Origin of the sequence: Conexibacter sp. SYSU D00693, from assembly GCF_017084525.1 — a bacterium.
Lineage (GTDB): Bacteria > Actinomycetota > Thermoleophilia > Solirubrobacterales > Solirubrobacteraceae > Baekduia.
The window spans coordinates 3,127,967-3,151,003 of the sequence record NZ_CP070950.1 but is presented as its reverse complement, the minus strand read 5'-3'; the positions used below and the strand labels follow the sequence as shown (position 1 = coordinate 3,151,003).

Annotated in this window: 25 protein-coding genes and 1 pseudogene; 16 read left to right on the top strand and 10 right to left on the bottom strand. The window is 75.3% G+C overall.

Features of this window, described 5'->3' with window-relative positions:
• Nucleotides 1–20: 20 nt before the first annotated feature.
• Entirely contained in the window at nt 21–1,097 is a 1,077-nt protein-coding gene (ychF, locus tag JUB12_RS15675) for a redox-regulated ATPase YchF (RefSeq protein WP_205696347.1), read from the bottom strand.
• On the bottom strand, nt 1,094–1,651 hold the full coding sequence (locus JUB12_RS15670) for a phosphatase PAP2 family protein (RefSeq protein WP_205696346.1): 558 nt from the start codon (nt 1,649–1,651) through the stop codon (nt 1,094–1,096). The genes ychF and JUB12_RS15670 overlap by 4 nt, the downstream gene beginning before the upstream one ends.
• 88 nt (nt 1,652–1,739) lie before the next feature.
• Between JUB12_RS15670 and JUB12_RS15665 the strand changes: the two genes are divergently transcribed.
• Entirely contained in the window at nt 1,740–2,585 is an 846-nt protein-coding gene (locus JUB12_RS15665; protein ID WP_205696345.1) for a diacylglycerol kinase family protein, read from the top strand.
• Nucleotides 2,582–3,883 carry a phosphatidylserine/phosphatidylglycerophosphate/cardiolipin synthase family protein gene (locus JUB12_RS15660; RefSeq protein WP_205696344.1) on the top strand — a complete coding sequence of 434 codons (1,302 nt, stop codon included), beginning with the start codon at nt 2,582–2,584 and terminating at the stop codon, nt 3,881–3,883. Before JUB12_RS15665 ends, JUB12_RS15660 begins: the two co-directional genes overlap by 4 nt.
• Nucleotides 3,884–4,147: 264 nt before the next feature.
• On the opposite strand, the gene JUB12_RS15655 is transcribed toward JUB12_RS15660, so the two are convergent.
• Entirely contained in the window at nt 4,148–4,495 is a 348-nt protein-coding gene (locus tag JUB12_RS15655; protein ID WP_205696343.1) for a hypothetical protein, read from the bottom strand.
• 90 nt (nt 4,496–4,585) lie between these two features.
• Here JUB12_RS15655 and JUB12_RS22380 point away from each other — a divergent pair.
• A pseudogene (locus tag JUB12_RS22380) lies at nt 4,586–4,993 on the top strand (DUF559 domain-containing protein); the annotation flags it as partial.
• A gap of 65 nt (nt 4,994–5,058) precedes the next feature.
• Here JUB12_RS22380 and JUB12_RS15645 read toward each other — a convergent pair.
• From JUB12_RS15645 to JUB12_RS15635, 3 genes are read right to left on the bottom strand one after another with little or no spacing between them, the layout of a single operon-like run.
• Nucleotides 5,059–5,337 (bottom strand): hypothetical protein, encoded by a 279-nt coding sequence (locus tag JUB12_RS15645; protein WP_205696342.1) that lies wholly within the window; start codon nt 5,335–5,337, stop codon nt 5,059–5,061.
• Between the two features lie 22 nt (nt 5,338–5,359).
• A complete protein-coding gene (mce, locus tag JUB12_RS15640; RefSeq protein WP_205696341.1) occupies nt 5,360–5,764 on the bottom strand; it encodes a methylmalonyl-CoA epimerase in 405 nt (134 codons plus the stop codon).
• 18 nt (nt 5,765–5,782) lie between these two features.
• A complete protein-coding gene (locus JUB12_RS15635) occupies nt 5,783–7,321 on the bottom strand; it encodes an ATP-dependent metallopeptidase FtsH/Yme1/Tma family protein (RefSeq protein WP_205696340.1) in 1,539 nt (512 codons plus the stop codon).
• 188 nt (nt 7,322–7,509) lie between these two features.
• On the opposite strand from JUB12_RS15635, the gene JUB12_RS15630 reads away from it, so the two are divergent.
• From JUB12_RS15630 to JUB12_RS15620, 3 genes are read left to right on the top strand one after another with little or no spacing between them, the layout of a single operon-like run.
• The gene (locus tag JUB12_RS15630) at nt 7,510–8,046 is read left to right on the top strand and encodes a YceI family protein (RefSeq protein WP_205696339.1); all 537 of its coding nucleotides are present in this window, start codon (nt 7,510–7,512) and stop codon (nt 8,044–8,046) included.
• A gap of 4 nt (nt 8,047–8,050) precedes the next feature.
• Complete coding sequence (locus JUB12_RS15625) at nt 8,051–8,617, top strand: NADPH-dependent FMN reductase (RefSeq protein WP_371822238.1); 567 nt, start codon at nt 8,051–8,053, stop codon at nt 8,615–8,617.
• Between the two features lie 17 nt (nt 8,618–8,634).
• Nucleotides 8,635–9,258, top strand: a complete 624-nt coding sequence (locus JUB12_RS15620; RefSeq protein WP_241004288.1) for a TetR/AcrR family transcriptional regulator — start codon at nt 8,635–8,637, stop codon at nt 9,256–9,258.
• Nucleotides 9,259–9,303: 45 nt separating this feature from the next.
• On the opposite strand, the gene JUB12_RS15615 is transcribed toward JUB12_RS15620, so the two are convergent.
• Genes JUB12_RS15615 through JUB12_RS15605 form a run of 3 tightly spaced genes read right to left on the bottom strand, consistent with a single transcriptional unit; the run spans nt 9,304 to nt 12,650 of the window.
• The gene (locus JUB12_RS15615) at nt 9,304–10,482 is read right to left on the bottom strand and encodes a DUF4394 domain-containing protein (protein ID WP_205696337.1); all 1,179 of its coding nucleotides are present in this window, start codon (nt 10,480–10,482) and stop codon (nt 9,304–9,306) included.
• Between the two features lie 39 nt (nt 10,483–10,521).
• On the bottom strand, nt 10,522–11,361 hold the full coding sequence (locus tag JUB12_RS15610) for a DUF1385 domain-containing protein (protein ID WP_205696336.1): 840 nt from the start codon (nt 11,359–11,361) through the stop codon (nt 10,522–10,524).
• Complete coding sequence (locus tag JUB12_RS15605) at nt 11,358–12,650, bottom strand: M20/M25/M40 family metallo-hydrolase (protein WP_205696335.1); 1,293 nt, start codon at nt 12,648–12,650, stop codon at nt 11,358–11,360. The genes JUB12_RS15610 and JUB12_RS15605 overlap by 4 nt, the downstream gene beginning before the upstream one ends.
• A gap of 77 nt (nt 12,651–12,727) precedes the next feature.
• On the opposite strand from JUB12_RS15605, the gene JUB12_RS15600 reads away from it, so the two are divergent.
• The 4 genes from JUB12_RS15600 (at nt 12,728) to JUB12_RS15585 (ending at nt 17,229) form a co-directional block, all read left to right on the top strand.
• The gene (locus tag JUB12_RS15600) at nt 12,728–13,828 is read left to right on the top strand and encodes a chromate transporter (RefSeq protein WP_205696334.1); all 1,101 of its coding nucleotides are present in this window, start codon (nt 12,728–12,730) and stop codon (nt 13,826–13,828) included.
• A gap of 19 nt (nt 13,829–13,847) precedes the next feature.
• Nucleotides 13,848–15,128 (top strand): replication-associated recombination protein A, encoded by a 1,281-nt coding sequence (locus JUB12_RS15595; protein WP_205696333.1) that lies wholly within the window; start codon nt 13,848–13,850, stop codon nt 15,126–15,128.
• Nucleotides 15,129–15,253: 125 nt separating this feature from the next.
• The gene (locus JUB12_RS15590) at nt 15,254–15,604 is read left to right on the top strand and encodes a hypothetical protein (protein ID WP_205696332.1); all 351 of its coding nucleotides are present in this window, start codon (nt 15,254–15,256) and stop codon (nt 15,602–15,604) included.
• Between the two features lie 14 nt (nt 15,605–15,618).
• The gene (locus JUB12_RS15585) at nt 15,619–17,229 is read left to right on the top strand and encodes an aldehyde dehydrogenase (protein WP_205696331.1); all 1,611 of its coding nucleotides are present in this window, start codon (nt 15,619–15,621) and stop codon (nt 17,227–17,229) included.
• A gap of 442 nt (nt 17,230–17,671) precedes the next feature.
• On the opposite strand, the gene JUB12_RS15580 is transcribed toward JUB12_RS15585, so the two are convergent.
• Nucleotides 17,672–18,484: an oxygenase MpaB family protein gene (locus JUB12_RS15580; RefSeq protein WP_205696330.1), complete on the bottom strand. Its 813-nt coding sequence runs from the start codon at nt 18,482–18,484 to the stop codon at nt 17,672–17,674.
• Nucleotides 18,485–18,545: 61 nt separating this feature from the next.
• Between JUB12_RS15580 and JUB12_RS15575 the strand changes: the two genes are divergently transcribed.
• The 6 genes from JUB12_RS15575 (at nt 18,546) to JUB12_RS15550 (ending at nt 23,034) form a co-directional block, all read left to right on the top strand.
• Nucleotides 18,546–19,289 (top strand): bifunctional precorrin-2 dehydrogenase/sirohydrochlorin ferrochelatase, encoded by a 744-nt coding sequence (locus tag JUB12_RS15575; protein ID WP_205696329.1) that lies wholly within the window; start codon nt 18,546–18,548, stop codon nt 19,287–19,289.
• Nucleotides 19,290–19,299: 10 nt separating this feature from the next.
• On the top strand, nt 19,300–19,782 hold the full coding sequence (moaC, locus tag JUB12_RS15570) for a cyclic pyranopterin monophosphate synthase MoaC (protein WP_205696328.1): 483 nt from the start codon (nt 19,300–19,302) through the stop codon (nt 19,780–19,782).
• Nucleotides 19,783–19,865: 83 nt separating this feature from the next.
• Entirely contained in the window at nt 19,866–21,185 is a 1,320-nt protein-coding gene (locus tag JUB12_RS15565) for a glycosyltransferase family 2 protein (RefSeq protein ID WP_205696327.1), read from the top strand.
• A 10-nt stretch (nt 21,186–21,195) separates the two neighbouring features.
• A complete protein-coding gene (locus JUB12_RS15560) occupies nt 21,196–21,696 on the top strand; it encodes a molybdenum cofactor biosynthesis protein B (protein WP_205696326.1) in 501 nt (166 codons plus the stop codon).
• Complete coding sequence (locus tag JUB12_RS15555; RefSeq protein WP_205696325.1) at nt 21,674–22,360, top strand: ABC transporter ATP-binding protein; 687 nt, start codon at nt 21,674–21,676, stop codon at nt 22,358–22,360. Before JUB12_RS15560 ends, JUB12_RS15555 begins: the two co-directional genes overlap by 23 nt.
• On the top strand, nt 22,357–23,034 hold the full coding sequence (locus tag JUB12_RS15550) for a heme exporter protein CcmB (RefSeq protein ID WP_205696324.1): 678 nt from the start codon (nt 22,357–22,359) through the stop codon (nt 23,032–23,034). The genes JUB12_RS15555 and JUB12_RS15550 overlap by 4 nt, the downstream gene beginning before the upstream one ends.
• Nucleotides 23,035–23,037: the final 3 nt, after the last annotated feature.

Here is a 23,037-nt window from a genome sequence, read left to right as displayed (position 1 = left end):
GGGGCTCTACCCGCCGTCGCCTACGGGGTGAACTTCACCGTGAGGACGTCGCCGTCCTGCATCACGTAGTCGCGGCCCTCGAGGCGCAGCGTCCCCCGGTCGCGGGCGCCGGCGTAGCCGCCGGCCTCGACGAGCGCCTCCCAGCCGACGACCTCGGCCCGGACGAAGCCCTTCTGGATGTCGCTGTGGATCTCGCCCGCCGCGTGCCACGCGGTGAGGCCGTTGCGCAGGTGCCAGCACTGCGCCGGCTTGCCCTCGCCGGCGGTGAAGAACGCGATGAGGCGCAGGAGGTCGAACGCGCCGCGGACCACGCGCTGGAGGCCGGACTCGCTGACCCCCAGCTCGGCGCGCATCGTCGCGGCCTCCTCGTCGTCGAGCTCGGACAGCTCGGCCTCCAGGCGGCTCGAGATCGCCACCGCGACGGCCCCCTCGGCCTCCGCGTGCTCGGCGATCGCGGCGGGGACCTCGTCGTCGCCCTCGTCGACGTTGGCGACGAAGAGCACCGGCTTGGCGGTGAGCAGCTGGACGGTCTGGTGGGCCTCGACGTCGTCGGGCATCGGCACGATGCGGGCGGCCTTGCCCTCCTGCAGCGCGGCCTGGACCTCGGTGAGCCAGGCCTGCTCGGCGACCGCCGCCTTGTCGCCGCCGCGGGCGGAGCGCACGACGCGCTCGAGCCGGCGCTCGACCTGCTCGAGGTCGGCGAAGACCAGCTCGGTCTCGATGATCTCGATGTCGCCGACGGGATCGACGCGGCCCTCGGAGTGGATGACGTTCGGGTCGTTGTGGGCCCGCACGACGTGGACGACGGCGTCGGTCTCGCGGATGTTCGCCAGGAACTGGTTGCCCAGGCCCTCACCCTCGTGGGCGCCGCGGACGAGCCCGGCGATGTCGTGGAAGTCGATGGTGTCCCAGACGATCCCCGAGGCGCGGACGGTGTCGGCGACCTTCGTCATCCGCTCGTCCTCCACGGGCACGACGGCGACGTTGGGCTCGATCGTCGTGAACGGGTAGTTCGCCGCCTCGGCGCCGGCCTTCGTCAGCGCGTTGAACAGCGAGGACTTGCCGGCGTTGGGCATGCCGACGATGCCGACCTTCATCGCGCGAGGCTCCCGATCCCGGCGCCGAGGGCGGCGCCGCAGAGGACGTCAGAGGGGTAGTGGACGCCGAGCATCACCCGGCTGGTGGCCATCGCCGCGGCGGTCGCGTACAGCGGCGCGCCGGGGACGAGGGCCGAGTAGGCCCGCGCCGCGGCGAACGACGACGCGGCGTGCGAGCTGGGGAACGACAGCTTCGTGGGGGTGGCGATGAGCGCCGGCAGCCCGTCGATCACGGGGCGCTTGCGCCGGACGACCGACTTGAGCACGACGTTGATCGCGTAGGCGAGGGCGACGATGGCCAGCGCCTTGAGCCAGCGCTCGCGCCGCGGCCGGTCCACGGCGGCGCCGACCGCCCCCACGGCGATCCAGCACGCGGCGTGCTCGCCGCAGGCGCTGAAGCGACGCACCGCCGGCTCGGCACGCGGGGTGACGCGCAGGAGCCGGAAGCCGACGAGGTCGAACGCCACGACGCGCCGGCCGACGGGGCCGGCGGCGAACCGCGCGCGCAGGGAGCGCCGCGCGGCGGGCTCGGGGGCGAGGGGGAGACGCGCCACGGCGCGGGAGGCTACGCGGCGCGCGGCGCGGACGGATGTCCGGGCGGTCCTCGCTTGGCGGACGGCCTCCCTGGGGAGGATCGCCGTGGTGCGCGTCCTGCTGGCGACGAACGAGCGGTCGGGGAGCGGGTCGGCGTCCTCGGTGCGCGAGGTGCTCGAGCGCCACGGCGCGCAGCTGCGGGTGTGCGACGTGCGCGAGCTCGACGCGTCGTGCGAGGTGGGCGACGCGGAACGCCTCGTGGTGGCCGGCGGCGACGGGTCCCTCGGTCCCGCCGCGGAGCTCGCGGCGCGCCACGGCCTGGCGCTCGGCGTCGTCCCCACCGGGACGGCCAACGACTTCGCGCGTGCCGCGGGACTGCCCGGGGACGTGGAGGAGGCCGCGGCGCTCGCCGTCGACGCGGACGCCGACGTCCGCCCGTACGAGCTGGCGCGCATGGACGGCAGGCCCTTCCTCAACGTCGCGTCGGCCGGGCTGTCGGTCGTCGCGGCGCGGGAGGCCAAGCCCCTCAAGCCGCGCCTGGGCGCGCTGGCCTACGGCGTGGGCGCGGCGAAGGCCGGTGTCCTGCACGGGCCCGAGCACGCGCGGGTGGTGGTGGACGGCGTCGAGGTGCACGACGACGAGGCGTGGCAGGTGGTGGTCGCCGCGACCGGCCACTTCGGCGGCGGCTCGGCCACGGGCGGCACGGACCCCGACGACCGCGAGCTGGACGTGCTCGTCGTCCCGGGCGGGTCGCGGCTGGGGCTGGCGCGGCGGGCGGTGGGGATGAAGCTCGGGCGGCTGCACGCGCAGGACGACGTCGTCCACGCCCGCGGCCGCGAGGTCGTCGTCGAGGGCCCGGAGACCTACAACGTCGACGGCGAGGTCTGCCCGTGCGGGACGGTCTCGCGCTTCGGCGTCGACGACGAGCTGGTGCGCGTGGTGGTGGGGCGGTGAAGGTCGAGGTCCCGCGGGTCCCGGCGCGGTGGAGCTGGCCGGTCGGCCTCGCCGCCTTCGGCACCGCCTGGTACGCCAGCGACTCGCTGCGCCACCGCCGCGAGCAGGGCCACGGCTACCGGCTGGCCGGCGACGGGCTCGACGTCGGCTCCGAGGCGTTCCTGCACGCGTGCGAGTCGCTCACCGCGGCGCCGATCTCCGTCGGCAACAAGGCCGAGCTGCTCATCAACGGCGACCGGATCTTCCCCTGCTTCCTCGAGACGATCGAGCAGGCGCAGAACACCATCAACCTCCTGACCTACGTCTACTGGAAGGGCGACATCGCCCACGACATCGCGCACGCGCTGTGCCGGCGGGCGCGCGAGGGCGTGCGGGTGAACGTCCTGCTCGACGCGGTCGGGACGATCCCGATGGACCGCGGGCTGCTGAAGGAGATGCGCGAGGCGGGGGTGCACGTCGCGCGCTTCCGACCCGTCAAGCCCTACGCGGTGCGACGGGTCAACAACCGCACCCACCGCAAGGTCCTCGTCGCCGACGGGCGCGTGGGGATGATCGGCGGGGTCGGGATCGCCGAGGAGTGGACGGGCGACGCGCAGGACCCCGACCACTGGCGCGACACCCACGTGCGCGTCCACGGCCCGGTCGTCCGCGGCCTGCAGGGCGCGTTCGCCGAGAACTGGCTCGAGGCGACCGGCGAGGTCCTGGTCGGGCCGGACTTCCTGCCCGAGCTCGAGCCGCTCGAGGGCGGCTGCCCGATGCAGGTCGTCCGCTCCGTCGCCGAGGTCGGCGACACGAACGCCGAGGCGCTGTACTTCCTGGCGCTGGCCTGCGCGCGCGAGCGCCTGGACCTCACCGCCGCGTACTTCGCCCCGCGCCCCGCCTTCATCGAGGCGCTGTGCGACGCGGCCGAGCGCGGGGTGGCGGTCCGCCTGCTCGTGCCCGGCGAGCACATCGACAAGGAGTTCGTCCGCGTCGCCGGCCGGGCGGCCTACCGCCGCCTGCTCGAGTGCGGCGTGCGCGTCTTCGAGTACTGCCCGACCATGCTGCACGCCAAGACGCTGGCCGTCGACGGCGCCTGGGCCTCCGTGGGCTCCGTGAACTTCGACAACCGCTCGTTCCAGCTCCACGACGAGGCGACGCTCTGCCTCCAGTCGCCGGAGTTCGTGGCGCAGCTCGACGCCCAGTTCGAGCGCGACCTCTCCGTGAGCGAGGAGATCGACCCGGCGCGCTGGGACGGGCGCCCGGTCACCCACCGCGCGCGCGAGCAGGTCATGCGGCTGGCGCGGCGGGAGCTGTAGGCGGCGCGGCGGGCACGGCCGGGACGCGGGGCCGGGCGGGACCGCGCGCCGCTGGCGTGCGCGGTGCCGCGCTCTCGCGCGCCGCTGGCGTGCTCGGTGGCGCGGTCTCGAGCGCCGCTGGCGTGCGCGGTGGCGCGGTATCGGCACGTTGCGCGCGCCACACGCGCGCCGGAGGCCACCAGCGTGGTGGAGGTGTCCCAGCGCCTCCTCGTCCCCCCGCTCCCCCTGCCCATCGATTGGCGGATTCTCCGTCTCCCAGACGGACTATCCGCCACTCGATGGCTGGCGAGGGTCTGTGGCGACCTCGCGGAGCGCCAGCACGGCGTCGTCACGCGCAAGCAGCTCCTCGAGCTCGGCTTCCCGGGGACGGCGATCGACGTCCTCACCCGGCAGCGCCTGCTCCGCGCGGTGCACGCCGGCGTCTATGCCGTGGGCCACCGGATCCTCTCCCGCGACGGCGAACGCCTCGCGGCGATCCTGGCCTGCGATGGCGACGCCGCGCTGACGTCCTGGTCGGCGAGCGCCTTCTGGCGGTGCACGCCGGACCGCCCCGAGCTCCACGTCACCGTCGTCGACGACGTCCACCACGCCATCCCGGGCCTCGTCGTCCATCGCTCGAGGACGCTCTGCGCCCGCGACGTCGTGACCACACGCGGGATCACGGTGACGAAGCCGGCTCGCACGCTCATCGACCTCTCGTCGATGGCGCCGAGGACCGTGGCGGTCAACGCGGCCGACGAGGCCCTGCGCCGGGGCATCTGCACCCCTCGCGCCCTGCGCGACTGCGTCGACCGCCACCGCGGACAGCCCGGGCGGCGGGTGATGCTCCGCTTCCTCGATGCGCGTCGATCCCGCGCGCTGCGCCTGCGCAGCAAGCTCGAGGCGCTGGTCGCAGAGCTCGTCCTGGATGCCGGACTGCGTCCGTCACCGCGGTTCAACGAGCTCGTGCAGGTCTCGACAGGCGAGCTCCTCGAGGTCGACGTCGTCTTCGGCCAGAAGCGGTTCGCCATCGAGGCGGACGGCCGCGCGTACCACGAGGGCGTCGTCGCAGAGCTCGAGGACGCCCGACGGGACGCGCTCCTGGAGGACGCCGGCTGGCGCGTCCTGCGCGTCACGTGGTGGGACGTCACGCGCGAGCCGCAGCGCCTCTTGCAGCGCGTCGAACGCGAACTGGGTCATCGAGTGGCGTCTTCTCCGCTCCCCCACCGGGGGAGGCGCGCCCCGCCGGCCATGGGCGGGCAGCCGCCCAGGCCGAAGCCGACGCGCGCCTCGTCCTTCTCCACCCGCAGCCACAGGACGTGCTGGAGGGAGAGGCGGACGGAGCCGTCCTCGGCGGAGACGTCGTGCCAGCCCTCGCCGCCCAGGGCGCCCTGGAGCTTGGAGAGCTCGTCGTCGGAGACGCGGAGGGCGAGCGGCGGGGAGGCCTGGAAGCCGATGGAGATGCGCTGGGCCATGGTGTGCTCCTGTCCTGCCCGGTCAGTGGGCGGGCTCGACGACCTCGGTCAGCACGCTGCCCACCGCGCCCGGGTGCACGAAGGCGACCTTCGAGCCGCGGATGCCGATGCGGGGCGTCTCGTCGATGAGCCGGATGCCGGCCGCCTTGAGGGCGGACAGCGTCTGCTCGATGTCGGTCGTCTGGTAGGCGACGTGGTGGATGCCCGGGCCCTTCTTGGCCAGGTACTTGCCGACGGGCGTGTCGGGGCCGAGCGGTGCGAGCAGCTCGACGTGGTTCTCGCCGACGTCGAGCAGGACGGCCTCGACGCCCTGCTCGGTCACCGTCTCGCGGTGCACGAGCTCCATGCCGAGCGTCTGCTCGTAGAGGGCGATCGCGGCGTCGAGGTCCTCGACGGCCACGCCGATGTGGTCGACCCGGGCGAACATCGCGCCGGAGCCTAGCGGTCAGGCGGAGGGGCCCTCGTCCTGGGGCTCGGTGGCCACGAGCTGGATGCGGCCGACGCCGCGGCGGGCCGGTCCGGCGGGCTCGACGCCCTCCATGAGCCGGTCGATCTCGTCGCGCTCCAGCGTCTCGTGCTCCAGCAGCTCCTGCGCGAAGCGCTCGAGCAGGCCGCGGTGGCCCTCGATGAGGTCGAAGGCGGCCTTCTGGGCCTCGAAGGCGAGCTCCTGCTGCTCCTCGTCGCGGATGCGCCGCGTGACGTCGCTGACGACGTCCGCGTCGGTCACCGCCCTGGCGGCCGGCGTCGCCGTGCCCATGCCGTACTCGTGGACCATCGCGTGCGTGATCTCCGCGACGCGCTGGAGGTCGTTGGCCGCGCCGGTGGTCACCGCGCCGAAGACGACCGCCTCCGCGACGCGCCCGCCGAGCAGGACCGTCAGCTGGTCCACGAGCTCGTCGCGCGTCTTGAGGTACGAGTCCTCGTCGGGCAGGTTCATGACGTAGCCCAGCGCCCGCCCGCGGGGGACGATCGAGATCTTGTGCACGCGGTCGGCCGAGGGCAGCAGCTCCCGGCAGAGCGCGTGGCCGGCCTCGTGGAAGGCGACGACGCGCTTCTCGTGCGGCGTGAGCGTCGTGCCCGACTGCACGCCCGCGATGACCCGCTCGAGGGCGTTGTCGAAGTCCTGGCGCGAGAGCGCGTGGCCACTGCGCCGGGCGCAGGCGATGGCCGCCTCGTTGCAGATGTTCGCGAGGTCGGCGCCCGTGAGGCCCGAGGTCTGCTGCGCCACGAGCCGGAGGTCGACGTCCTCGAGCAGGGGCTTGCCGTCGGTGTGCACGCGCAGGATCCGCTCGCGGCCGTTGACGTCGGGCGGCGAGACGAGGACCTGGCGGTCGAAGCGCCCCGGACGCAGGAGCGCCGGGTCGAGCTTCTCGAGGAGGTTCGAGGCGGCCATCACGACGACGTCGCCCGTGGACGCGAAGCCGTCCATCTCGACCAGGAGCTGGTTGAGCGTCTGCTCGCGCTCGGAGTTCATGTCCGACCCGCGCTTGGCCCCGACCGCGTCGAGCTCGTCGATGAAGAGGATCGCCGGCGCGTTCTTGCGCGCCTCGCGGAACAGGCGACGGATCCGCGCGGCGCCCAGGCCGGCGAACATCTCGACGAACGACGACGCCGACTGCGAGAAGAACTGCGCGCCGGACTCGTGGGCGACGGCCTTGGCCAGCAGCGTCTTGCCGGTGCCGGGCGGCCCGTGGAGCAGGACGCCCTTCGGGACGCTCGCGCCGAGGCGGCGGAAGCGCTTGGGATCGCGCAGGAAGTCGACGATCTCCTGCAGCTCGGCCTTGGCCTCGTCGACGCCGGCGATGTCGGCCCATCGCACCTCGGTCGACGCCTGGGGCTTGATCTGGACCGGCTTGGTCTTCGGCATCAGGCGCATCGTGCGGAAGAGCACGTACGCGATGACCGCCATGAAGAGCAGGCCGATGACGGAGTACCACTCCGCCGCCCAGTCCTGGATGGCCGTCGAGACGTCTGCCACGGGCACGGACATCCCATCGGCACGGCCGTGGGCGGGCTCAACCGCGTCTGGACGCCCGAGGAAGCGGCCGGACGTCCGCATGCGGACATCGCTACGAGAAACGGACCACGGTCCGCTACAGTGTCCCCATAGAAGCGGACCCCGGTCCGCATCGACGGACCCCCGGACACCATCTTCCAAGGAGCACCACTCCCATGAGCACCACCGCGCAGCAGGTCCCGACCGGGACCTTCACGATCGACCCGATCCACTCGACCGCCTCCTCGGCCGTCAAGCACCTGGGCATCTCGACCTTCCGCTCCTCCTTCAAGGAGTTCGACGCCAAGCTCGAGGGCGGCGTCCTCACCGGCTCGGTCAAGGTCGACTCGATCGACATCGACCTCCCGGACCTCAAGGGCCACGTCCTCTCCGGCGACTTCTTCGACGCCGAGACCCACCCGACCATCGACTTCCGCTCGACCACGATCACCGTCGCCGACGGCGGCGCCGCCAGCGTCGAGGGCGAGCTCACGATCCGCGGCACGACGCTCCCCGTCGTCGGCACCGGCTCCTTCGCCGGCCCGATCACCGGCCTGGGCGGCGACACCCGCGTCGCCATCGAGCTCGAGGCCGAGATCGACCGCACGAAGTTCGGCCTCACCTGGAACGCCGACCTCCCGCAGGGCGGCAAGGCCCTGGCCGAGCAGGTCAAGCTCATCGTCCACCTCGAGCTGGTCGAGCAGGCCGCGTAGCACGATGAAGGTGCTCGCCCTCTCCGGCTCGCTGCGGGCCGGCTCCCACAACGAGCGCCTGCTCCGGGCGGCAGCCGAGGTGCTGCCGTCCGGGGTCCGCCTCGAGCGCTGGGACCGCCTGCGCGAGCTGCCCCCGTACGACCCGGACGTCGACGAGGCCGGCGAGGCGCCGGCCGCGGTCGCCGACCTGCGCGCCGCCATCGCCGACGCCAACGCGCTGCTCATCGCGACGCCCGAGTACAACGGCACGCTGCCCGGCGGCCTCAAGACCGCCATCGACTGGGCCTCGCGCCCCCGCGAGGACGCCGCCCTCAAGGGCCTCCCCGCCGGCGTCATGGGCGCCACGACCGGCCTCTTCGGCGCCATCTGGGCGCAGGCCGACGCCCGCAAGGCGCTCGGCATCGCCGGCGCGCGCGTCCTCGAGCGCGACCTCCCCATCGGCCAGGCCCACCACGCCTTCCACGACACGGAGCACCGCCTCGCCGACCCCGACCTCCAGGCCGCCCTGGAGGACCACCTCAACGCCTTCCTGGAGCACGCACGCCAGGACGCCGCCGCCGGCGTCCCGTAGCCTGCGCACCGACCACCGTGCAAGTCCTGCCCACCGCCACCGGCCCCACCGATCTCCCGGTCATCCAGCCCGCCGGGCGCGAGGAGCGCGCGGACGCCGCCCGCAACCGCGAGCGCATCCTGGCCGCCGCGCGCCAGCTGCTGGACGAGCGAGGGCCCGAGGCCGTGAGCATGGACTGCGTGGCGGCCACCGCCGGCGTCGGCAAGGGCACGCTGTACCGGCGCTTCGGCGACCGGTCAGGGCTGTTCTTCGCGCTCCTCGAGGACGACGAGCGCAAGATGCAGGACAGCTTCATCCGCGGGGAGGCGCCGCTCGGCCCGGGCGCCCCCGCCGCCGACCGGCTGCACGCCTTCGGCGACGCCAAGCACGACTTCCTCGAGGCCTTCGGCGCGTTCCTCGCCGAGGCCGAGCGGGGCAACGGGCTGACGAGCGGCCCCTACCAGCTGTACTTCCGCCACATCGAGGTCCTGCTGCAGCAGGCGCTGCCGCCCGGGGCGCCCACGGGCTACCTCACGCACGTCCTGCTGCGATGTCTCACCGGCGTGCACTACGCCGAGCAGCTGCGGCTGGGCCACACCGCCGAGCAGGTGCGCGCCGGCTGGCACACGCTCTGCGACGGCGTGCTGCGCGCCGCCGGCTAGGCGGCGCGGACCCGCAGGCCCGCGCCGCCCGCCGCGGACGGCCGGCTAGCCGCGCCGGTCGCTGAGCGTCTGGGTGCGCGAGGTGCGCTCCTGGGTCGAGCGGTTGCCCGCCGCGTCGGTCACCGTGACGGCGAGGCGGATGAGCTCCGTCCCACGGCGCGCGATGCGCGAGCGCGCGGCACTCGACAGCCGGATGTCGACCGTCTCGCGGCCCGCACCGACGATCGTCGCCGTGCCCGTGCCGGCGCTCGAGCCGTCCACCGTCGCGCGGATCGACACACCGCAGGTCTCGTCGCAGGAGACCGACGGCTCCAGCGTGTCGGTGTTCTCCTCGAGGATCGTGGACGAGAACGCGACCGACGCCTCCGGGCGCGTGTCGTCGTCGGCGACCTGGCCCGCCGCCGCGATCGAGCGCACGAGGCCCTGGCCCGCCGGCAGGAGGATCGCCGGCGACGCGGCGGCCGGCGTCGCCCGACCCGTCGACAGGTCGATGCGGTGGAGGTTCACCGCGCCGCTGCCGGCGGTCTGGAAGGCGGCGAAGGCGACGTCGCCGGTGGCGGCGATGTCGAAGCCGGTGATCGGCCCGGCGTCGACGTTGAGCGCGCCGACCGTCGTCAGCGTGCCGCTGTTGGGCGGGTCGATGCGCACGAGCGCGTCGCGCGCGCTGTCGATGCCCAGCAGCGTCGTCGTCGTGGCGCCCGGCACCGACGACGTGTAGGCGACCCCGCCGACGACCGGGTTCGTGCCCGCGCCCGGGTCGCCGGCCGCGTAGGACAGCGCCGTGTCCTCGAACGACGCCTGGTCGGAGAAGCGCACGCGGAGGTTCTGCTCGGTGTCGGTCGTCAGGCGCAGGGCGTCGGCGACCGGGTTGAAGTCCGCACCGACGGTCGTGCCGTTGAGGTTCGGCGTGATCGGCCCGGCGCCCACGAGGCGCGTCGCCCCCGTCGTCGGGTTGACGTAGTGGATGCGGCTGAGGTTCGTGATCGCGTAGAGCTGGTCGGTCGCGGGGCGCACGTCGATCGAGACGACGACCTCACCCTGGGCCAGCCCGCGGATCGGGACGGACGACCGGACGTCGCCCGGCGCGTCGGAGGCGAACTGCACGAGGCGGTTCTGGTCGGTGACGCCGTAGAGCGCCTCGGCCGCCGAGGCGGCGGCGGGGGCGCCGAGCACGGCGGCGGCGCCGGCGAGGGTGGCCAGCGCGGTTCTGCGGGAGCGGGACATGGACCCTCCCTCCCCGTCATCGGCCCTGCTGACGCCCCGTCAGCCGCTCTGGGCGCCCTCGCCCACACCCTCCGCGCGCAGGACCTCCGCGAGCGCCGCGCGCCCGACCTCGAGCTGCGCGGCGGTCGGCTCGCGCGTGCCGATGACGCGCTGGAGCTCGTGGCCGGGGCGGCGCAGCAGGCCCGCCGCGCGCGAGTCGCTGTGGCGCTCGGACCACGCGAAGACCTCCACGGCGACCCCGACGGAGGCGACCGACAGCGCCAGCCCGTGCAGCGGGCCCGGCTTCTCGACGGCGCGCTTGAGGACCGCGGTGCCCGCGAGGTTGGAGGCCAGCAGCGGCGCCATGAGGTGCGAGCCGCAGCGGTCGTGCTCCTTCGTGTGGTCCTCGGCGTCCTGCTCGTAGGCGCCGATCGTCTTGTGCTCGGCGCCGTGGTAGGCCGCCAGCTCGCCGCCGCGCAGGGCGATGAGCGAGGGCACGAGCGACAGCCCGGCGACGAGCGCCTCGGTCCCGGGGCCGGCGGCCTTGCGGCGGCGCAGCGCGGCGCCCCCGAGCGTCGCGGCGGCCATCGCGCCCAGGACGGTCGTGTCCTGGAAGGGCAGGCGCGCCTCGGGCAGCGCGCGCTTGACCAGGGGGATGACCGCCATCGCCTCGGCCAGCCGGATCGCGCCGCGGGCCAGCGGCACGCGCTCGACCGGGCCGCGCACGCGCGGCTTGGGGCCCGACGCGGTCCGGACCTCGCCGGACGGCGTGCGGACCGCCGCGGCCCACGAGGTCGGGCCATGGACGAGCAGGCCGTTGCGCAGCGCCATGCCGCCGAGGCGCAGCTTCTCCTCGGGCGGCTGGTCGGTGTCGGGGGTCTTCTCCGGCTCTTCGCTCATCCGAGCAGCTCCTTGGCGACGTCGCGGTAGCAGCGAGCCGCGAGGCCCACGTCGTCGACGTGGATGCGCTCGTCCTTGCCGTGGACGAGCGGCCACATCTCGAAGAGGGTGCGGGTGCGCTGGGGGAAGAAGCCGTAGGCGACGCACTCCGGGAAGGCATCGCGGAAGGTGCGCGAGTCGGTGTAGGCCGGGAGCATCACCGGCACCATCCGTGCCTCGGGCACCTCGCGCCCCGCCCAGCCGCGCAGCGCGTCCATGAGCGGCGTGTCGACGGGCGAGCCGTTGCCGACGACCTGCTCGTCGAAGGACAGCTCCCAGCCCTCGAGGTCGCCGAGCACCTCGCGGATGCGGCGCTCCGCCGCGTCGGCGCCCAGGCCCGGCGGCGTGCGGCAGTCGACCTTCAGCGTCGCCGCGCTGGGGATGACGTTGATCTTCGTCGAGGCCGCGGCCATCGTCGGCGCGAACGTCACGCTGCACATCGGCTCGACGAAGGCGGCGAGCTGCGGGGCGCGCTCGCGCAGCGCCGGGAGGTCGTCGACGGTGAGCTCGAGGGCGCCGAGCAGCGCCTGCGGCGCCTCGGTCAGGTCGTAGCCGGGATGCGCGGTGGCGAGGCGCTCGAGCAGCGGCGCGAGCTTGGGCAGCGCGTTGTCGGCGAAGGCCGGCATCGACGCATGGCCGGCGACGCCGCGGACGGTGAGGGTGAAGCGCTGCACGCCCTTCTCGGCGGCGCAGACGCCCATGAGCAGCTCGTCGCCGTGGGGGATGACCGAGCCGCCGCCCTCGTTGAGCAGGAAGTCGCAGCGCACGAGGTCCGGGTGGGTGTCGCACAGCCAGATCGCGCCGAGCTCGCCCCCGACCTCCTCGTCGCAGACGGCGACGACCAGCAGGTCGCCGGCGGCGGGCCGCCAGTCCGAGCGGGCGAGGTCGCAGGCGGCAGCGACCTCGGCGGCGGTCTGGGACTTCATGTCCTGGGCGCCGCGGCCCCAGACGTCGCCGTCGACCAGGTCACCGCCCCAGGGGTCACGCTGCCACTCCGACGGCTCGGCCAGGACCGTGTCGACGTGGGACAGGAGGCAGAGCGTCGGCCCGTCGGCCTTCCCGCGCAGGCGGCCCACCAGGTTCTGGCGCTGCTCGGAGGAGCCGACGAGCGTGACCTCGTCGAAGCCCGCGTCGCGCAGCTCGGCGGCCAGCATCTCCAGGCACGCACGCTCGTCGCCGGGCGGGTTGACCGTGCGGTGGCGCAGCAGGCGCTGCAGGAGGTCCACCGCGGCGGCCTGGAGGTCGGGCACGCGCTCCAACCTACCGCCGGCCGGCGTTCACACCGCCGTCACGCGGGAGGTCCGGCGTGACCGGCAGGATCGCGCCGATGGCGCCGGAGCCGGTCTCGCTGCGCACGGTCCTGCGCGAGTGGGGCCGCATCGGCCTGATCGGGTTCGGCGGGCCGCCCGCGCACGTGGCGCTGCTGCGGCGGCTGTGCGTCGACGAGCGCCGCTGGCTCGACGGACGCGACTTCGAGGACGCCAACGCGGCGTGCGGCCTGCTGCCCGGTCCGGCGTCCACGCAGCTGGCGATCTTCTGCGCGCATCGCGTCGCGGGCGCGCGCGGGGCGGTCGTCGGCGGCCTGGCGTTCATCGTCCCGGGCCTCGTCGCGCTCCTCGCGCTCGCCGTCCTGACCCTGGGCGACGACCCTCCGGCGTGGGCGCGCGGCGCGGCGGCCGGCGCGGGGGCGGCCGTCGTGGCGGTCGTCGTGGAGGCCGGCGTCGCGCTGGGCCGGACCTCGGTGCGCGGCGTGCGCGCGGCGGCCTACGTCGTGGCGGGGGCGATCACCGCGGCGCTCGCCGGCCCGTGGGTCGTCCTCGTGCTCCTGGGATGCGGGCTGGTCGAGCTCGTCTGGCGCCGCGGCACCCCGCCGGTCCTGCTGTCGGTCGGCGTCCTGCCCGCCCTGGTGTGGACCGCGTTCAAGGTCGGCGCGCTCAGCTACGGCGGCGGCTTCGTGATCATCCCGCTCATGCGCGGCGACGCGGTCGACCAGCACGGCTGGATGACCGAGCAGGAGTTCCTGAACGCCGTCGCGCTGGGCCAGATCACCCCGGGGCCGGTCGTGCAGACGGTCGGCGGCGTCGGCTACGCGGCGGCGGGCATCGGCGGCGGGCTGCTGGCCGCGGCGGTCGCCTTCGCGCCGTCGTTCCTGGCGATCCTCCTCGGCGGCCGGCACTTCGAGCGCCTGCGCAAGGAGCCGCGCGCGCGGGCGTTCCTCGACGGCGCGGGGCCTGCGGCGGTGGGCGCGATCCTCGGCGCCGCGGTGCCGCTCATCGGCGGGGTCGAGGAGGCGTGGCAGTGGCTCGTGCTCGGCCTGGCCGGGGTCCTGCTGCTCGTCGTGCGCGCCGGGATCGTCGTCGTGCTGCTCGGGGCCGCGGTCGTGGGGGCGTTGGTCGGCGCGCTCGACGGCCCGCTGCCGCCGCTGTGACCGTCAAGGTCTGCGGGCGATGGAGGGTCGCCTCTTCGACGCCGAGCCCGAGCCCGAGCGCCCGCACGCCGAGGCGCCGCCGCCCGACGCGCCGCTCGCCGCGCGGCTGCGCCCGCAGCGCCTGGAGGACGTCGTCGGCCAGCGCCACGTCCTGGGGGAGGGGACCGCGCTGGCCAGCGCGCTCGAGCAGGGCCGGCCGACGTCGATGGTCCTGCACGGGCCACCGGGGTCGGGCAAGACGACGATCGCGCGGCTCGTGGCGCGCCATGCCGACGCGGCGTTCGAGGAGCTCAGCGCGGTGCGCGCGGGCAAGGCCGAGGTCGTGGCGGTGCTCGAGCGTGCGCAGGAGCGCCGGCGCGCCGGGCGGCGCACCGTGCTCTTCCTCGACGAGATCCACCGGTTCAACAAGGCCCAGCAGGACGCGCTGCTGCCGGCGGTCGAGGAGGGCCTCGTCACCCTCGTCGGCGCGACGACGGAGAACCCGCGCTTCGAGGTCAACAGCGCGCTGCTCAGCCGCGCGCCGGTCGTCGAGCTGCAGCCGCTCGAGCCCGAGGAGGTCCGCGAGCTGCTGGGCCGCGGCATCGCCGAGCTCGGCGCGCGCGCCGACGAGGAGGCGCTGGACTTCCTCGCGCGACGGTCGGCCGGCGACGCGCGGACGGCGCTCGGCGCGCTCGAGGTCGCGGCGTCACGCGGGCCGGTGACGCTCGAGACCGCCGAGGACGCGCTGCAGCGCGCGGCAGTCCGCTACGACAAGGCGGGCGACCAGCACTACGACCTGGCGAGCTCGTGGATCAAGGCGACGCGCGGCAGCGACGTCGACGCGTCGCTCTACTACCTCGCGGTCATGCTCGAGGGCGGCGAGGACCCGCGCTTCATCGTCCGGCGCATGGTCATCCTCGCCTCCGAGGACATCGGCAACGCCGACCCGCAGGCCCTCGTCGTCGCCACGTCGGCGGCCGCGGCGGTCGAGCACGTCGGGATGCCGGAGTGCGCGCACGCGCTGGCGCAGTGCGCCGTGTACCTGGCGCTCGCGCCGAAGTCGAACGCCGCGTACGTCGCGCTCGGCCGCGCCCGCGCACTCGTGCGCGACCAGGGCGCGGCGCCCGCCCCGGGCTACCTGCGCAACACGCCCACCGGCGACGAGGCCTACGACTACCCGCACGACCGCCCGGAGGGCGTCTCGCCGCAGGAGCTGCTGCCCTCGCGCGTCGCCGGGACGCGGTTCTGGCAGCCGGGAGAGGCCGAGCGGTGGCTCGCCGAGCGCCAGCGGGAGGTCGAGCGGCGGCGCGGACGGGGTTGACCGGCGTCCATCACGACATCCGTCCGCGATCAGCGCCCCAGCGCGCGACCTGCGGCGTTCACAGCCGTTCAACAGGGTGCAGGACCGCACCCAGCACCCTCGAAGACGGACCTCGGTCCGCACCCATGCTCCTCGGCCACGCCCACACCCTCCCCAACGGCCTGCGCGTCCGCCTGCGCCTGGCCCACGGGACCGACGCCCCGGCGCTGCGCGCGCTGGCGTCGCGCTGCGGGCGCCCGGTCGACGACCTCGAGGCGCATCGGCTCGTCCGCGTCGCGCCCCACGCTCGGGTCGCGGTCTGCGCGACGGCGTGGCTCGAGGGCCGCCACCAGGTCGTGGGCTACGCCGCCGGCGACCTGGACGCCGGCGTCCCGGACGTCCTCCTCGTCGACGGTGGGCTCGCGCCCGGCCTGCACGACGTGCTCGATGCGGCCGTCGCCGAGCGCGCCGGGACGCGCCCCCGAGACGTGGCGTAGGCTCGGCCGCCGGCATGCCCGGCACCGACGCCGCCGTCCGCAGCACCCTCGAGGCCTACGCGCCTGCCACCGGCGACGTGCTGGGCTCCGTGCCCGTCGCGTCGGCCGCCGACGTGCACGCCGCGATCGCCGAGGCCCGCGAGGTCCAGCGCCTCTGGGCGCAGCTGCGCCTCGCCGACCGCGCCCGGTACATGGCGCGCGCGGCGCAGGCCGTGATCGACGAGAGCGAGGAGGTCGTCGCCCTCGTCTCCCGCGAGCAGGGTCGCCCGCGGGCGGAGGCCGAGCTCCACGAGCTGCTGCCGACGATCGAGACGCTCCAGTGGCTGGCCCAGAACGGCCCGAAGATCCTGTCGGGCGAGCGCGTCGCGCTCTCCCGGGTGCTGCATCCGCTCACGCGGGCGCGCTGGCGCTACGAGCCGCTGGGCGTCGTCGGCGTGATCGGCGCGGCGACCGAGCCGTTCGCGACACCGCTGGGCGACGTGGCCGTCGCGCTCATGGCCGGCAACGGCGTCGTCCTGAAGCCGTCCCCGCACGGGGCGCTGTCGGGCGAGCGCGTCGCCCGCGTCTTCGCCCGCGCCGGGCTGCCGGAGGGCCTGCTCGCGGTCGTCCACGGCCACGCCGACGCGGGCCAGGCGCTCGTCGACGGCGCCGTCGACCAGGTGCGCTTCACCGGCTCGCTGCGGGCCGGCCGTGGCGTGCTCGAGCGCTGCGCCCAGGGGGTCAAGCGCGCGGTGCTGGAGATGGGCGGCAAGGACGCGGCGCTGGTCTGCGCGGACGCGAACGTCGCCCGCGCGATCGAGGGCATCGCCTGGGGCGCCTTCGCCAACGCCGGCCAGTCCGGCGGGTCGGTCAAGCGCGTGCTGGCGGTGCGCGAGGTCGGCGACGCAGTCGTCCAGGGGCTCGTCGCCCAGGCCGTGGCGCGCCGGCTCGGTGACCCCCGCGACGCCGACACCGAGATCGGGCCGCTCGTCACCCACGACCGCCGTGACCGCGTCCGCGAGCTCCTCGACGACGCGGTCGCCGCGGGTGCCACCCTCCACTGCGGCGGGCCCGTCGAGGTCGAGGGCCTGTCTGGTGCCTTCTGCGCCCCGGCCGTCCTCAGCCGCGTCCCGCCCGGGGCGCGGATCCTGCGCGAGGAGGCACCAGGCCCCGTCGTCGTCGTGAGCGTCGTCGACGACGAGGAGGCCGCCATCGCGGCGGTCAACGAGAGCGCCCTCGGCCTCGGCGCCTCCGTCTGGACCGCCGACCGCTACAAGGGCGCCCGCATCGCCCGCGAGCTGCGCGTCGGCATGGTCTGGATGAACCAGCACCTCGTGTCACGCTCGGCACCGCAGCTGCCGTGGGGCGGCATCGGCGGCTCGGGCCTCGGGCGCGCCCGCGGCGCGATCGCCCTGCGCACGTGCGCCGAGCCGAAGGTGACGACCTGGGACCCGCCGCGGGGGCGGCCGTTCTGGTGGTTCCCCTACGACGGCGCGCTCGCCGACTCGGGGCGGGCCATCGCGCGGCTGCGCTCGGCGCGCGATGCCGATCGCGAGCGGGCGCTGCGGGACGGGACCGTGCCGCTGGGCCGGATCGCGGTGCGGGTGGGGCGGGCGTTGCGGAGTCCGGCGCGGACCCGGCGGTAGGCGTTGGCGGTTCGTGGTGGCGCGCCGTTCGGCGCGTTCGCCGGGTGCGAAGCCGTCGCTGTCTCGCACTGAGGGAGGGCAACCGGCCGGCGGCCGCGTCGTGCGCGAGGCGGCCGCCGGGCCTCCGGGCCGTCCTGGGCGAGGTTCGGGCGGTCTTGGGGGTTCGACGGGTGGTCGCACCACACCGCCATGGGGGCCCGCGCGGCTGACTGCTCGTCACCCTGCAGTTGGGCCCCCTACAGCGCCGGAAGCGACAGGCTCACGGACCGACCGCTCCCGCCGGTGTGGCCGGACCCCAGAACCGCCCCTCCGACCGCCGGGCGGCCTGGCCCTCCCTCCCTCAGTGCCCAACAGCGAGCGCTCCACATCCAGCGGACGCACCGCGCCGAACTCCATCGCCTCGCCCGTCGGGTGGAAAGTGCCTGGCACCTTCCACCGTCGCCTACGCCGCCGCCCGCAGCGCCCGCGCGCTCGGCACGAGCCGCCACCGCTCGGGCAGCAGCGGCACCAGCACCCGCCGCGCGTACTCCTGCCCGCCACGCACCGCCAGCCCGCGGACCGGGTCCCACCGGAGGCCATAGCCCTTGCGCACCCGGGAGGGCAGCAGGCCGATGGTGATCTGGTTGACCGTCTCGACGAGGGGACGCGCGGCGAGCGGGACCGGCGGGCGCATGACGATGTCGATGCCCAGCTCGCGGGCCTTGGGGGTCACGACGAGCTCGTCGGAGCCCAGGCGCTCGTCCATGTACGCGCGAATGCCCGCCCAGTCGCCCGGCATCGCCTCGTCCGGGATCCCGAAGAGCCGGCCGACGAGGCGGTAGTCGGCCCAGTAGGCGTCGCGCTCGTCCTCCTCCAGGCCGCGGACGTAGCGCTCGTAGGCCAGCAGGCTCGAGTCGACGAGGCAGGCGAGGATCCACAGCAGGAGGCCGGGGTCGTCGGCCGCGTACGTCGTCCCGGCGGGGAACGGGCCCGCGGGCTCGTGGAGCTCGCCACGGACCTTGCCGTGCATGGAGCGCACGCGTCGCGTGAGGCGGTCGGCCTCCGCGCGGTCGCGCCAGGCGATGGCGCCCAGGACGTTCGCGGTGCGCTGGAGGCGGGCGTACGGGTCGCCGAGGGCGCCCGTCGACATGAAGAAGCCCTCGAAGGCGACGGGGTGGGCGGCCATCATCAGCAGCGCCCGCGGGCCGCCGAGGGCCACGGCCTGCTCGCGATGGACGCGCCGCAGCATGGAGGTGTCGTCGAAGTACGAGGCCATCGCGCCTGGGTTGCACCGAGGGTACGGCCGAGCGACCCGGGGGGACTACCCTTCGTCAGCGATGCCTGCTGCTGCCTACTCGGGGAAGGAGTGCGTCTGCCAGTTCCGCCGCGGGACCTGCGACCAGACGTGCGTCCGCGACATGCTCGACACGCCGTTCTACGTCGCGTGCCTGAAGCTGCGGGGCCGCAAGTGCCTGGTGGTCGGCGGCGGCGAGATCGGCCTGGAGAAGGTCGAGGGCCTGCTGGCGTGCGAGGGCGACGTGGTCGTCGTGGCGCCCGAGGTCGGGCCCGAGCTCGAGGAGCTGGCGCAGGAGGGCTCGGTCGTCTGGCACCAGCGCGAGTACCAGCCGTCGGACCTCGAGGGCACGTTCATGGTGATCGCCTGCACCGACGACACCGACATCAACATCGGGATCTACGAGGACGCCGAGCGGCGGGCGATGCTCGTCAACGTCGTCGACGTCCCGCCGCTGTGCAACTTCATCCTCCCGGCGATCGTGCGCACCGGCCCGCTGGCCATCGCGATCTCCACCGCCGGCGCGTCGCCCGCGCTGGCCAAGCGCATGAAGCGCGAGATCGCCTCGCTCTTCGGCGACGAGTACGCGACGCTCGCCGTCATGCTCAACGAGGTCCGCGGCTGGGCGAAGGGCACGCTGCCGACCTACCAGGACCGCAAGGCGTTCTTCGAGGCCATCGTCAACGGCCATCCGGACCCGATCGAGCTCCTGCGCTCCGGCGACACGACCGCCGTGCGCGAGCTCATCACCGAGGCGCAGGCGCGCCACGCGCCCGCCGCGGCGTAGCCCCCACCACATGGCCGGCCGGCTGACGCACCTCGACGACCAGGGCGCCGCCCGGATGGTCGACGTCGGCGCCAAGCCGCAGACCGCCCGGCGCGCGGTGGCCCGCGCCGTCGTGCGGATGTCGCCCGAGACCGCCGCCGCCGTCGCCGCGGGCGACGCCCCGAAGGGCGACGTCCTCGGCGTCGCGCGCATCGCCGGCATCCAGGCGGCCAAGCGCACCGGCGAGCTCATCCCCCTCTGCCACCCCGTCGGCCTCGACCACTGCGACGTCGAGGGGACCGTCGACGCGCCGGCCGGGACCGTCACGCTCGTCGCGACCGCCGCCGTCACCGCCCGCACCGGCGTCGAGATGGAGGCGATGACCGCCGCCGCGGTGGCCGCCCTCACGGTCTACGACATGGTCAAGGGCCTCGAGAAGGGCGTCGTGGTCGAGGCGGTCGAGCTCGTCGAGAAGACGGGCGGGCGCTCGGGCAGCTGGCGCCGCGACGACTGACCACGGGTCAGGAAGCCACCGCCGGCGCCCTGGTTCGGACACGGACGGACATGGAGTGCCGTCCGTCCGGGTAGGGAAGCGCCGTGAAGCCCCAGGCCGTCGTGGTCGTCCCTGCCCGGGACGAGGAAGACCGGATCGGCGCGTGCATCGCCGCGCTGGCCGTCCAGGCCGGGGTCCATCCGGGGGACGTGGAGGTCGTCGTCGTCCTCGACCGGTGCCGCGACCGGACGGCCGAGGCCGTCGAGGCCGCGCGCCAGGCGCACCCGTGGCTGCCCGTCACCGTCGTCGATGGCCCAGGCCGCGGCCCGGGGCTGGCCCGGCGCGCCGGGATGCTCGTCGCCCGCAGCCGGGACCCGCGGTTGCTGTGCTCGACCGACGCGGACAGCGTCGTGGCCCACGACTGGATCGCCGCCCAGCTCGCCGCCGTGCGCGGCGGCGCGGGCGCGGTGGCCGGCATGGTCGAGCTGCCCGAGAGCGACGCGGCGGCCGTCCCGACCGCGCTCCGGGCCGCGCGCAGCGCCGACGCCCGCCGCCGCCTGCTCGCGGTCCGCGAAGCCGCGCCGGACGCCGAGCACCACCAGTTCACGGGCGCGTCGTTCGCGCTGACCGGCGCGGCCTACGACGCCGTCGGTGGGCTGGCCGCGGTCCCGGAGGGCGAGGACGAGGCCCTGGAGCGCGCGCTGCACGCCGCCGGCATCCGCGTCGCCTACTCGCGCGCCGCCCGCGTGCGCACCGTCGCGCACGACGGTGCCCGCCTGAGCCGCGGTCCGCTGCGGCTGCTCGACCCCGCCGACGAGGCCCAGCCGGCCGCGGACGACACCGCCGCGCCCACCATCCCCGCCGCGCCGCCGCTCGTGCTGCGTGCCGCCCGCGGCAGCCGCGGCCGCGCGCTGCGCGAGGCGCTCGCCGACGCGCGCACCGGCGGCGCCGACGTGGTCGTCGTCCTGCCCGACGACTGCCCGGACCCGGCGGCCGCCGCGGAGGTCCTCGCCGCGCCGCTCCAGGCCGACCCGCGCCTCGTGCTCGTCAAGGCCGTCCCGCCGATGCCCCACCCGCTCGACGAGCCGGTCGCCCGCCCGCTGCTGCGCGTCCACGCCCCGGACCTGGCCGCCGTCGCCTCGCCGCTGGCTCCTGCCTGGGCGATCCGCCGCGACGTCCTTGCAGAGCTCGCGCTGCCCAACGACGACGCCGTCGACCTCACGACGCTCGTCGACGTCTGCCGCCTGCACGGCCTGACGGCGATCGCGCAGGTCCCGCTGGCGCTCCCCGCCCCGCCCGTCCCGGACCTCGGCCCCGCGTCGTACTCCCTGCTCAGCGCGATGGCCACCCGCACCGGTCCCGGCCCCTCGGCCGAGGCCCGCGACCAGCGCTTCACGCGGGGAGCCACCGCTTCGGCGTGGTAGGACTCGCGGGGTGAGCGCCCCGCGCACGGCCGTCCTGACGGTCTCGACGACGGTCGCCCGCGGCGACGCGCAGGACGGCGGCGGCCCGCGGCTGGCCGAGCTCGCGCGCGACGCCGGCTGCGAGGTCGCGGCGACCGACGTCGTCCGCGACGACCGCGCCGCGATCAGCGCCCGGATCGCCTCGTGGGTGAGCGAGGGGCTCGACGTCGTCCTCACGACCGGCGGCACCGGGCTGACCCCCGACGACGTCACGCCCGAGGCCACCGCCGACGTCGTCGAGCGCGAGGTCCCGGGCATCCAGGAGGCCTTCCGCGCCGCGTCGCTGCAGCACACGCCGATGGGCGTCCTGAGCCGCGGGGTCGCGGGCGTGGCGGGCCGCACGCTCGTCGTCAACCTCCCGGGCAACCCGAAGGCGCTCGACCAGCTGTTCCCGATCCTCGCCCCCGTGCTCGGCCACGCCGTCGGCACGATCCGCGGCCGCGGCGACCATGGCCGGCACCCCGGCGCTTGAGCTCGACGGGCTCGTCCGCCGCTACGGGGACCGCGAGGCGCTCGCCGGGCTGACGCTCACCCTGGAGCCCGGGCAGACGCTCGTCGTCTTCGGGCCCAACGGCGCGGGCAAGACGACGCTCCTGCGCGTGCTGGCGACGTTGCTGCGCCCGCACGCGGGCGTCGCGCGCGTGCTCGGCGAGGACCTGCCCAGGCGCTCGTGGGCGGTGCGCGGGCGCATCGGCCTGCTCGGCCACGCGCCGCTGCTGTACCGCGACCTCAGCGCCCGCGAGAACCTGCGCTTCCACGCGCGGCTGCACCGGGCGCCGTTCGAGCGCGTCGACGCCCTGCTCGACCAGGTGGGCCTCGGCCCGCGCGCCGACGACCCGATCGAGACGTACTCGCGCGGGATGGTCCAGCGCGCCGCCGCCTGCCGGGCCGTCCTGCACGACCCGCCGGTCGTGCTGCTCGACGAGCCGACCGCGAACCTCGACCCGGCGGCCACCGCGGCGCTCGAGCCGCTCGTGGGTCGGTCGTCGGGCCGCACCCGGATCGTCACGAGCCACGACCCCGCAGGCGGGCTGGCGGAGGCCGACGTCGTGCTGGGCCTGCGCGGGGGGCGCCAGGAGCTGCTGGCCGGCGCCGACGAGGTCGACGTCGAGCGCGTGCGGGAGCTCTACGCATGAGGCACGCGGTCGGCGCCCTGCTGCGCAAGGAGCTGCGCCTCGAGCTGCGCGCGCCCACGACGCTCACCGGCATGGCGCTGTTCAGCGTCACGACGTTCGTCGTCTTCCACTTCGGGCTGGACCGCGACACCGTCGAGGGCCAGCTCGCCGCCGGCGTGCTGGTCGTGACGCTGCTCTTCGCGGCGATGCTCGGCATCAACCGGCTGTTCGTCACCGACGAGGAGGAGGGCGGCTTCGACGGCTTCCTCCTCGCGCCGGTCGACCGCACCGCGCTGCTCGTGGCCAAGGCCACCGCGCTCTTCAGCTTCCTGGTCCTGCTCGAGCTCTTCGCGCTGCCGGTCTTCGCGCTCCTGCTCCTCGAGCCGGGGCTCGACGTCGGCCTGCTGTGGCGCGCCGCCGTCGTCCTGCTGCTCGCCGACGCGGGCATCGCCGTGGTCGGGACGCTCGTCGCCGCCCTGGGCATCCAGACGCGCGCGCGGGACCTGCTCGTCCCGCTGATCGCGCTGCCGCTGCTCGTCCCGGTGGTCATCGGGACGGCGCGCGCCCTCGCGCCCGTCTTCGACGCCGCGGGCGCGGGCGCGCTGCCCGGGCGCTGGCTGGCGATCCTCGGCCTCTATGATCTGGTCTTCGGGCTCCTCGCCTACGCCGTCTTCGACTTCCTCGTCGAGGACTGACCC

Coding starts and splice junctions, on each gene's coding strand:
- JUB12_RS15610 (WP_205696336.1), bottom strand. CDS start 11,361: ATGAGCGAAGAGCCGGAGAAGACCCCCGACACCGACCAGCCGCCCGAG.
- JUB12_RS15595 (WP_205696333.1), top strand. CDS start 13,848: ATGGAGGGTCGCCTCTTCGACGCCGAGCCCGAGCCCGAGCGCCCGCAC.
- JUB12_RS15645 (WP_205696342.1), bottom strand. CDS start 5,337: ATGGCCCAGCGCATCTCCATCGGCTTCCAGGCCTCCCCGCCGCTCGCC.
- JUB12_RS15600 (WP_205696334.1), top strand. CDS start 12,728: ATGGCGCCGGAGCCGGTCTCGCTGCGCACGGTCCTGCGCGAGTGGGGC.
- JUB12_RS15655 (WP_205696343.1), bottom strand. CDS start 4,495: ATGGACGACGAGGCCCGGGATGGCGTGGTGGACGTCGTCGACGACGGT.
- JUB12_RS15585 (WP_205696331.1), top strand. CDS start 15,619: ATGCCCGGCACCGACGCCGCCGTCCGCAGCACCCTCGAGGCCTACGCG.
- mce (WP_205696341.1), bottom strand. CDS start 5,764: ATGTTCGCCCGGGTCGACCACATCGGCGTGGCCGTCGAGGACCTCGAC.
- JUB12_RS15590 (WP_205696332.1), top strand. CDS start 15,254: ATGCTCCTCGGCCACGCCCACACCCTCCCCAACGGCCTGCGCGTCCGC.
- moaC (WP_205696328.1), top strand. CDS start 19,300: ATGGCCGGCCGGCTGACGCACCTCGACGACCAGGGCGCCGCCCGGATG.
- JUB12_RS15615 (WP_205696337.1), bottom strand. CDS start 10,482: ATGTCCCGCTCCCGCAGAACCGCGCTGGCCACCCTCGCCGGCGCCGCC.
- JUB12_RS15550 (WP_205696324.1), top strand. CDS start 22,357: ATGAGGCACGCGGTCGGCGCCCTGCTGCGCAAGGAGCTGCGCCTCGAG.
- JUB12_RS15580 (WP_205696330.1), bottom strand. CDS start 18,484: ATGGCCTCGTACTTCGACGACACCTCCATGCTGCGGCGCGTCCATCGC.
- JUB12_RS15630 (WP_205696339.1), top strand. CDS start 7,510: ATGAGCACCACCGCGCAGCAGGTCCCGACCGGGACCTTCACGATCGAC.
- JUB12_RS15625 (WP_371822238.1), top strand. CDS start 8,051: ATGAAGGTGCTCGCCCTCTCCGGCTCGCTGCGGGCCGGCTCCCACAAC.
- JUB12_RS15555 (WP_205696325.1), top strand. CDS start 21,674: ATGGCCGGCACCCCGGCGCTTGAGCTCGACGGGCTCGTCCGCCGCTAC.
- JUB12_RS15575 (WP_205696329.1), top strand. CDS start 18,546: ATGCCTGCTGCTGCCTACTCGGGGAAGGAGTGCGTCTGCCAGTTCCGC.
- ychF (WP_205696347.1), bottom strand. CDS start 1,097: ATGAAGGTCGGCATCGTCGGCATGCCCAACGCCGGCAAGTCCTCGCTG.